The following is an 8660-nucleotide window of genomic DNA, read 5'->3' on the forward strand; positions in this document are numbered from 1 at the left end:
CTCCTCGCTGCGGCCGTGGGTCATCGCGAAGAAGTTCGTACTCCCAGACGCCGTCGTGGCGCGGCCGCTCGTAGCAGTGGGTGACGAAGTCCAGGCTCGCCACGGCGGGCCCGACTTCCGCCGACGAGGTCGTCGGGGACGTCCCAGACGGTCATCCCGTTCTCCGTGTACCCCAGCGAGTAGTGGTTCGGGATGACGCCGACGCGCCGGACCTTCCCCTCCTCGTTGAACCGCCGCAGCGTCTCCACCACCCAGTCGGTCTCCTGGTCGATCGCCTCCGCGACCGCCTGGTACGGCGTCTCCACGACCGGGAGGCCGTCCTGCACTTCGAGCACGAGGTCGCGCTCGGCGGGCGTCAGCGTCTCGCGGTCCGTCGGGTCCGGCGTCGGCCCGAGGTGCGAGAGGTCCACGTCCCCGTCCGAAATCGGGCCGTCAACGAGGAACTTCGCCTCCACGCGGAACTCCCGCTGCTTCGGGAGGTTGTACGTCTCGTGGCCGGTTTCGGCCTCGATGTCCGCGAGCACGTCCTCGACGGACTCGTCGTCCGCCACCGACACGACGAACCACATGTTCAGGTGCGGGTGCTCGCGCTCGTAGTTGTGCGCGACCTCGCGGTAGCCGTTGACCGTCTCCGCGACCTCGTCGAACTCCGACTCGGGGACGTGCATCGCGACCAGCGACGCGTTCCCCCCGATCTCCTCGGCGTTGATGAGCGCGCCGAACCGCGTCAGCACGTCCGCCTCGTCCAGCCGGCGGACGCGGTCGAGCAGGCCCGCCGGGTCGACGTCCACGCCCCGCGACCGGAGCGCGTGCGCCGCCGGCTCGAACGGCCGGTGGACGACCGGGAACCCCCCCTGAAACGCGTTCAGTACCGCGCGGTCCCGGTCGTCGAGGTCCGCGTTATCCATAGTCGCGAGTGGGGGAGCGCGGACCATAAACGGCCCGACTCACGCCGCGAACTGGGAATCGCGGCCCGCAGCGCGGCCAGCGAGCCGGGAGAACGGCCGAATCGAGTGCGCTCGCGGACCGCTCGGTTACAGTTCGAAGCCGTCCTCGGTGACGCCGACCACGCGCTCGACGCCGTCGAGGCCGCGGATGTCCTCGAGGATGGCGTCCTCCTCGCCGGTCGCCTCCCAGTACAGCACGAGGTCGAACGTGCCATCGCGGAGGAGCTGCTGGCACTCCCAGACGAACTCGTCGCCGTCGAGGGTGAGCCCCTGGTGCTGGTTCACGCCGAACTCGTCGCTGTCGTTGCCCGAGTAGACGTACGTGTCCCCGACGTCGGCGTGGTCGGCGACCGCGCCGCCCGCGTCGAGGGTGAGCTGGTGGAGCATGCTCTCCGCGCTGGAGTCGTAGGTCGTGTGGACGACCGCGCCCGCGAGCTCGATGTCGCCCGGCCGCAGGAGTTCCACGGCGTCCCGGTAGAGGTCCTCGTTGACCGTCTCGCTCATGGCCGAGGCGAGACGCTTGCGTACCATACGTGTGGCGGTTCGCCGTCCGAACGCCCCGATTCGCGGCGCTCGGCGCGGTTAGCCGGCGCGTAACAAACCGGCTCGCGCGACCAGCACCGGCAGAGCCAGATGTCCAGCCGGCCGACCACGTCGACGAGCGAACAGAAAGCTGATACGTGAGACCACCGTCCTCACGCCTGATGCGAGAGCTGCTCCGTTCGGTGCTGAACGCCGGCTACGAGCGCGTCCTCCGCCACGAGGTCGACGGCGCGCCCGCCCACGTCGCCGTCATCCAGGACGGCAACCGGCGGTACGCCCGCGAACGGGGCAAGGACGCCACCGAGGGCCACAGCGAGGGCGCCGAGACCACCGAGGACGTCCTCGACTGGTGCGCCGAGCTCGGCGTCGAGGAGCTCACGCTGTACGCGTTCTCCACGGAGAACTTCGACCGCCCCGAGGAGGAGCGCCAGCACCTCTTCGACCTCCTCACGGAGAAGTTCCGGGAGTTCGCGGACGCCGACCGCGTCCACGAGCAGGGCGTCCGCATCCGCACCATCGGGGAGACCGACATGCTCCCCGAGCGCGTGCGGGACGCCATCGACTACGCCGACCGCCGCACCGCCGGCTACGACGACTTTACGCTGAACATCGCGGTCGCGTACGGCGGCCGCGCGGAACTCCTCGGCGCCGCCCGCGGGGTCGCCGAAGCCGTCGCCGACGGCAACCTCGAACCCGACGACGTCGACGTCGCGGAGATCGAAGACCGACTGGAAACCAGTCCCGTCCGCGACGTCGACCTCATCGTGCGCACGGGCGGCGACGAGCGCACGTCGAACTTCCTGCCGTGGCACGCCAACGGCAGCGAGGCCGCCGCGTTCTTCTGCACGCCGTACTGGCCGGAGTTCTCGAAGACCGACTTCCTGCGCGCCGTCCGCACGTACGAGTCACGGGAGGCGTCGTGGCGCCGCACCCGAGCGGAGCGCGCGCTCGCGCTGGTCCGCGCGCTCGGCACCGAGGTCGGGGAGGCGCGGCGCGTCCTCGACAAACTCCGCGACCACCTCCCCGAGCCGCCCGAGGACGTCGAGGCGGAGGGCCGGTCCGCGGACTGATACTCACCGCCCGAACCGCCGGAAATCAGAAATTCCGTGTTTCGGACGGTTCGCGGGGCTCACCGTCCGAACCGCCGCTGCCGGTTCTCGTAGTCCAGCACCGCGCGGAGGTAGTCGCGCTTCCGGAAGTCCCGCCAGTTCACGTCGGTGAAGTAGAGCTCCGAGTAGACGGACTGCCAGATCATGAAGTCCGAGAGCCGCTCCGCGCCGGTCTTGATGACGAGGTCGGGTTCCTCGGGGAAGACGAGTTCGGCCTCGACGACGTCCTCGTCGACGTCCTCGGGGGCCATCTCGCCGGCGTCGACGGCCTCGGCGACGCTCCGGACGGCGGTCGCGAACTCCTGTTTGCCGCCGTGACCGACGCTGATTTGGATGGGGGCGTCGGCCCGGGCTTCGTCGTCGGGGCCGCGGACGGCGACCTCGCGGGGGGCGGAGACGCGCGCGAGCTCGCGTTCCAGCGTCGGGACGGCGGCCTCGTCGAGGACGCTCACGTAGACGGTGACCCGGTCGGCGCCGTAGTCGAACGCCCAGCCGAAGAAGTCCGCGAGCGTGTCGTACGCGCCGGCCTCGAGGAGGTCGCGCTCCGTGATGACGAGCGCGACGTGGTCGGGGGCGTCGGCGTCGTGGCGGCGCACGCGGAGCGCGAGGTAGCGGTCGTAGAGACCCACACCGTCGTCTCCGCCGCCCCGGGCCAAAACCTTGCGGGTCTCAGCGCGGGCCGGCCCGACGCGCGGCGGGGCGCGGACTTCGCGGTTCCCGCTTCGGGGAAGTTAAGTACGGTCCCGGGTAACCCACGACGGACGTGAACTGGAGTCTCCGGCGCGCCGCGGCGTTCGCGCTCGTGGCGTCGCTGTCGCTGCTCGCGCCGCTGCTCGGCCGGGCAGCCGCCGCCCCGTTCGTGCTCGTCGCCGCGGCGGCCGCCGCCGTCCCCGAGGGCCGACTGTTCGAGGTGTTCTCGACCTCGCGGGACCGCCGCGAGGGCCGGCTGTGGACGCTCGTCGGGTTCTCGCTGGCGGCATCCGGCGTCGGCCTGCTCGTGCCGCTGTTCGAGGTGCCCGTGGGCGTGTTCGTCGCGAGCGTGCTCATCGTCGGCTACGGCGACCTCGGGCGCCGGCTCGTGCTCGTCGTGCGCGAGAACCGCGCGCTCTCGATGGTCGGCTTCGTCGCGCTCGGCGCGCTCGCGTCGCTGGCCGGGCAGGCGGTCGTCGCGGCGCTCCTCGGCCGCCCCGCGGCCTACCCCGAGTGGGTGTTCCTCGCGGCGAGCGGCGCGCTAGCCGCCGGAATCCTGCGGTCGGTGTTCGTCGGCCGCGACGACCCAGTAGTGCTCGTGACGGTCGCGCTCCTCCTGTGGCTGTTCGCCGTGCTCGCGCCGTTCGCGGACGTGCCGGCGGCGACCGCGTGGGAGCGCGTGCTCGTCGCGCTCGTCGTCACCTCCGCGTTCGGCTACGTCTCGTACGCGCTGGACGCCACCTCCGTCGCCGGGATGCTGACGGGCGTGCTGCTCGGGCTGCTCGCGGTCGTGCTCGGGGACTACGGCTGGTTCGTGGTGCTCATCGCGTTCTTCGCCATCGGCAGCCTCACCACGAAGTTCCGCTACGACCAGAAGCTCGAACGCGGCGTCGCCGAGGACAACGAGGGCGCCCGCGGCACCGGGAACGTGCTCGGGAACTCCGCGGCCGCGCTCCTCGCGCTCCTCCTGTACGCCGCACACGCCCACGTGCCGCTGTCGGGGCTCGCGTACCAGTTCGCGTACGCGGGCGCCGTCGCCACCGCGCTCGCGGACACGCTCTCCAGCGAGGTCGGCGGGCTCTTCGACACGCCGCGGCTCGTCACGACCTTCGAGCGCGTCGAACCCGGGACCGACGGCGCGGTGACGTGGCAGGGCGAGCTCGCGGGGCTCGCGGGCGCCGCGCTCATCGCCGCCATCTGCGTCGCCGTCTTCGGGTTCGGGCTCGCTGGCGTCGGCGTCGTCGTCGCCGCGGGCTTCGTCGGGATGACCGCGGACAGCGTCGCCGGCGCGGTCATCGAGGGCGGCGTCGTCGGGAATCAGGGCGTGAACTTCCTCGCGACGCTCTCCGGCGGCGTGGCCGGCGGCGCGCTCGCGCTGCTGGTCGGCGTCGCCTGAGAATCAGTAGTCGTCGGCGGTGTGGACGCGGACGCCCGCGGGCTGTTTGACGAACTCGCCGGCGCTCGTGCCGACGAGCTTCGCGACGCCGCGCTGGGCGGCGACGTCGAGGAGTTTCTGCGTGACCGGACCGTCGAGGACGACCACTCGCGGGACCGGCGTGGCGGCGTCGAGGACCGACGCCGCGTCGTCTGCGTCGCCCTCCGCGAGCACGTCGAGGTCGTCGCCGAGCAGCCGGATCGTCCCGGAGCCGACGACGTCGTCGACGTGGTCGCCGACCGTCTTCGACGCGGGTTCGGGTGACTCGGCCGGCTCGGTGGCGGTCTCCGCCTCGGTCTGCACCGCGCCCGCGGTGGTCGCTGCGGGCGCGGGCGTCGCGCTGCCGTCGGTCGCCGCCGTCGCCTCGTCGGCCTGCACCGGCTCGACGGCCGACGCGGGCGCTTCGGTCGCGTCCTCGGTCGGGGTCTCCTCGTCGCGCTCGCTCACGAGCTTCGCGGAGTCGGCGGGCGTCTTCTCGCGGAGCGCGACGTCGACGGCGCCCCGGGAGAGGTCCTCGACGGACTCGCCGTCGGGCGGCCGCGCGACGTAGTCGAGGTCGCCGACCTGCCGGAGCTCCCGGAGGATGAGGTCGCCGCCGCGGTCGGCGTCGAGGAACGCCGTCGCGGTGCGGTCGCGGGTGAGTTCCGCCACGGCGTCGGGGACGTTCGTCCCCTCGACGGCGACGGCGTTCTTGATGCCGTACTGGAGGAGGTTCACCACATCCGCGCGGCCCTCCACGACGAGGACGGCGTCGCTGGACGCGACGTTCGGGCCGGCGGGCAGCCCCTCGTACTCGGTGACGTCCTCGACGCGGACGCTCTCGCGGACCTCGCGGAGGATGTCCTCGGAGTCGATGGCGCCCTCGTCGAACGCCGACGCGAGCAGCTCCTTCGCGCGGTCGACGATCTCCCGGCGCTTGGCGGCGCGGACGTCCTCGATGCGCTCGACCTCGACCTGCGCGCGGCACGGGCCGATGCGCTCGACGGCCTCGAGGGCCGCCGCGAGCGTCGCCGTCTCGACGCGGTCGAGACTCGACGCGATGGTGATGGTGCCGAAGGACTGGCCGCCCTCGCTGTCGACGGAGACGTCGATGCGGCCGAGTTTCGCGGAGTCCTGCAGGTCCCGGATGTCGAGGTCGTCGCCCAGCAGGCCCTCGGTCTGCCCGAAGGCGGCGCCGACCACGTCCGTGCGCTCGACGACTCCGTCGGCGACGAAGTCCGCGTGGATGAGGTACTTCGCGGTGTCCTCCATCAGTACTGTTCTCTCCTAGAACTATGGAGGCGTCCGGGAAATAGCTGTCGTGACGGCGCTCGAAACGGGCCGTCTACGAGTCCCCCGAATCCACGAACCGCTGCTTCGAGACGGTAAGGGTACGCTACCGAAGATAGGAGAAAAATTTTCTATAGAGTTCGTTCGAGAGGTTTTCAGCAACATTTATCCGGGTTTGGTAGACACGTTGCAGTAACATGGTGTCGCGTTCGGCTCTCGGTTGGGGAGTAGCGTTCGTCGTGCTGGTCGCCCTCGCCATTCCGTGGTTCCTGTGGAACGACGCCTCGATGGTCGCCGGCCTCCCCGTCTGGGTGTGGTGGCACGTCGGCTGGATGGTCGTCACCGCGGCGGCGTTCGCCGCGTTCGCGCGCCGCGACTGGGGGACGTTCGCGGGGGTGGCGAAATGAGCGCCCTCCTCGAAGTCGGCATCGTCGCGGCGTACATGGTGGTCGCGCTCGCGGTCGGCGCCGTCGCGTACCGCGTCACCGACCGGACCGCCGAGGACTACTACCTCGCGGGCCGCGGCCTCGGCACCGGCGTGTTGCTGTTCACGACGTTCGCCACGCTCCTCTCGGCGTTCACGTTCTTCGGCGGCCCGAACACCGCGTTCTCGTCGGGCCCCGAGTGGATTCTCGTGATGGGGCTGATGGACGGCGTCCTCTTCGGCCTCCTCTGGTACCTGCTGGGCTACCGCCAGTGGCTGCTCGGCCGCGCGCACGGCTACGTCACGCTCGGCGAGATGCTCGGCGACCGCTTCGGCTCGAAGACGCTCAGGGGGTTGGTGGCGGGCGTCAGCATCTTCTGGCTGTTCCCGTACGTGATGTTACAGCAGGTCGGCGCCGGCACCGCGCTCGAGGCGCTCACGGACGGACTGGTGCCGTACTGGGCCGGCGCGGGGTTCATCACGCTGTTCATGATCGCGTACGTCGTGCTCTCGGGGATGCGCGGCGTCGCGTGGACGGACACCCTGCAGGGCGTGTTCATGCTGTCGATGGTGTGGCTGGCGTTCGCGTGGATCGCGAGCGCGCTCGCCGCCGAACCCGGCGGCATCGGCGCCGCGATGCCCGACGAGTTCCGCGCGCTCGGCGGCGGCGTCTACTCGCCGCAGTGGATGCTCTCGCAGGCCGTCGGCATCGCGTTCGGCGTGACGATGTTCCCGCAGGTGAACCAGCGGTTCTTCGTCGGGAAGTCCGAGAAGGTCCTCAAGCGCACGTTCGCGCTGTGGCCAGTGCTCGTGGTGTTGCTGTTCGTCCCCGCGTTCCTGCTCGGGTCGTGGGCGCAGGGCGTCGGCCTCGCGATGCCCGACGGCGGGAACGTCCTCCCGGTGCTGCTCGCGGAGTACACGCCGGGCTGGTTCGCCGCGCTCGTCGTCGCCGGCGCGCTCGCCGCGATGATGAGCTCCTCGGACTCGATGCTGCTGTCGGGCGCGTCGTACTTCACGCGGGACCTCTACCGACCGTTCGTGAACGCCGACGCCAGCGAGAGCTACGAGAACAAACTGGGTCGCATCGGCGTCGTCGTGTTCGCGTCGGCGACGTTCGTCGCGAGCCTGTTCACGCCCGGCACGCTCGTTTCCATCGGGGAGACGGCGTTCGGCGGGTTCGCCCAGCTCGCGCTCCCCGTGGGGGTCGCGCTCTACTGGCGGAACACGACGCGCTCGGGGATGCTCGCGGGCGTCGCGGGCAGCCAGCTGTTCTACCTCGTGACCGTGTTCGGCCCCACGGTGTACGTCGGCGGCTTCCCGGTGTTCGCGGACGCCTACTGGGGCTGGCTCCCCCCGGTCGTCGGCATGGCTGTCGGGCTCGTGCTCACGGTCGGCGTCTCCGCGGTGACCGCGCAGGCGACCAGCGAGGACGCGAGCGTCTACTTCGAGGCCGCCGACTAGCTACCAGTCCGCGAGGCGCTCGGCGACCCACTCGCGGTGCTCGCGCAGGCGCTGCTCGCCCGCGTCCGTCAGCAGCAGGCGGTCGTGGACGCCGTCCGGTTCGCGCTCGACGATGCCGGCGTCCTCGAGCTTGTTCACCGCGCCGTTGAACCGCTTCGGGCGGATGCGCTCGTCGTTCTTCCGCTCGATGGCGCGCTTGACCGACTGCTTGGTGGGGTCGCCCTCGCTGGCGACGACGACGCAGACGTCCCGGCGCAGCCCCGAGGACAGCCACTTGCTCATGGCCGCCCGTTGTCGGGAGGTGGAGAAACCGCTGACGGTCCCGGCGCTACCGCGCGTCCGCGGCGCCGAGCAGGTAGCCGCCGAACGCGAGCACCCACGCCAGCCCGAGGTACGCGACCCACCGCTCGAGGCCGCCGATGCCGAGCGGCGTCCCGCCGCCGACGGTCGCGAACAGGACGAACGCGACGAGCTCCGCGACGCCGAGCGCGACGGAGACGTACCGCATCGCCCCGCGGACGGTCGTCGCCGCCGCGACGAGCGCGGCCACCCCGATGCCGACGAACGCGATAGTCGCGGCGATGACGTGTAGAATACCGGTCTGGGTCGGGAAGACGCCCACACCGACGACGCCCACGCCGGCCACCGCGAACACGCCCGTGAGCAGCGACTGGTCGTACACCTCGCGGAGGAGCGGGGCGACGGCCGCCATCGCCAGCCCGGCGACGACCATCGTCCCGTTGAACACCGCCTGGGACGCCGCGGGCGCGCTCGCCGCGCCG

The 8660-nt window shown here is 71.4% G+C and carries 9 protein-coding genes and 1 pseudogene; 4 read left to right on the forward strand and 6 right to left on the reverse strand.

Going from position 1 to position 8660, the window contains the following annotated elements; translation table 11 throughout:
- Together GJ634_RS12585 and GJ634_RS12590 are read right to left on the reverse strand one after the other, a co-directional pair.
- Window positions 1-908 (reverse strand): annotated as a pseudogene (locus GJ634_RS12585) (Lrp/AsnC family transcriptional regulator); the annotation flags it as partial.
- Window positions 909-1034: 126 nt separating this feature from the next.
- Entirely contained in the window at window positions 1035-1451 is a 417-nt protein-coding gene (locus GJ634_RS12590; RefSeq protein WP_157503146.1) for a DUF5778 family protein, read from the reverse strand.
- Between the two features lie 200 nt (window positions 1452-1651).
- On the opposite strand from GJ634_RS12590, the gene uppS reads away from it, so the two are divergent.
- Window positions 1652-2560, forward strand: a complete 909-nt coding sequence (gene uppS / locus GJ634_RS12595; protein ID WP_157503150.1) for a polyprenyl diphosphate synthase — start codon at window positions 1652-1654, stop codon at window positions 2558-2560.
- Between the two features lie 59 nt (window positions 2561-2619).
- Here the strand turns inward: uppS and GJ634_RS12600 are convergent, their stop codons facing one another.
- Window positions 2620-3228 carry an undecaprenyl diphosphate synthase family protein gene (locus GJ634_RS12600; protein WP_331714163.1) on the reverse strand — a complete coding sequence of 203 codons (609 nt, stop codon included), beginning with the start codon at window positions 3226-3228 and terminating at the stop codon, window positions 2620-2622.
- Window positions 3229-3362: 134 nt separating this feature from the next.
- Between GJ634_RS12600 and GJ634_RS12605 the strand changes: the two genes are divergently transcribed.
- Complete coding sequence (locus tag GJ634_RS12605; protein WP_331714164.1) at window positions 3363-4685, forward strand: DUF92 domain-containing protein; 1323 nt, start codon at window positions 3363-3365, stop codon at window positions 4683-4685.
- 3 nt (window positions 4686-4688) lie between these two features.
- On the opposite strand, the gene dnaG is transcribed toward GJ634_RS12605, so the two are convergent.
- On the reverse strand, window positions 4689-5975 hold the full coding sequence (gene dnaG / locus GJ634_RS12610) for a DNA primase DnaG (protein ID WP_157503154.1): 1287 nt from the start codon (window positions 5973-5975) through the stop codon (window positions 4689-4691).
- Window positions 5976-6190: 215 nt separating this feature from the next.
- Between dnaG and GJ634_RS12615 the strand changes: the two genes are divergently transcribed.
- Together GJ634_RS12615 and GJ634_RS12620 are read left to right on the forward strand one after the other, a co-directional pair.
- Entirely contained in the window at window positions 6191-6400 is a 210-nt protein-coding gene (locus GJ634_RS12615; RefSeq protein WP_157503156.1) for a DUF3311 domain-containing protein, read from the forward strand.
- Window positions 6397-7878 (forward strand): sodium:solute symporter, encoded by a 1482-nt coding sequence (locus tag GJ634_RS12620; protein ID WP_157503158.1) that lies wholly within the window; start codon window positions 6397-6399, stop codon window positions 7876-7878. The genes GJ634_RS12615 and GJ634_RS12620 overlap by 4 nt, the downstream gene beginning before the upstream one ends.
- Here the strand turns inward: GJ634_RS12620 and GJ634_RS12625 are convergent, their stop codons facing one another.
- Both GJ634_RS12625 and GJ634_RS12630 read right to left on the reverse strand, forming a co-directional pair.
- Window positions 7879-8160: a PadR family transcriptional regulator gene (locus GJ634_RS12625; RefSeq protein WP_157503160.1), complete on the reverse strand. Its 282-nt coding sequence runs from the start codon at window positions 8158-8160 to the stop codon at window positions 7879-7881. It abuts the gene before it with no gap.
- Between the two features lie 46 nt (window positions 8161-8206).
- The coding region (locus GJ634_RS12630; protein ID WP_157503162.1) for a DUF998 domain-containing protein at window positions 8207-8660 on the reverse strand (454 nt) is incomplete at its 5' end.

It is taken from the genome of Halobacterium sp. CBA1126 (assembly GCF_009741975.1).
In the GTDB taxonomy this organism is placed as follows: Archaea; Halobacteriota; Halobacteria; order Halobacteriales; family Halobacteriaceae; genus Halobacterium.

Coding starts and splice junctions, on each gene's coding strand:
- GJ634_RS12590 (WP_157503146.1), bottom strand. CDS start 1,451: ATGAGCGAGACGGTCAACGAGGACCTCTACCGGGACGCCGTGGAACTC.
- uppS (WP_157503150.1), top strand. CDS start 1,652: ATGCGAGAGCTGCTCCGTTCGGTGCTGAACGCCGGCTACGAGCGCGTC.
- dnaG (WP_157503154.1), bottom strand. CDS start 5,975: ATGGAGGACACCGCGAAGTACCTCATCCACGCGGACTTCGTCGCCGAC.
- GJ634_RS12615 (WP_157503156.1), top strand. CDS start 6,191: ATGGTGTCGCGTTCGGCTCTCGGTTGGGGAGTAGCGTTCGTCGTGCTG.
- GJ634_RS12620 (WP_157503158.1), top strand. CDS start 6,397: ATGAGCGCCCTCCTCGAAGTCGGCATCGTCGCGGCGTACATGGTGGTC.
- GJ634_RS12625 (WP_157503160.1), bottom strand. CDS start 8,160: ATGAGCAAGTGGCTGTCCTCGGGGCTGCGCCGGGACGTCTGCGTCGTC.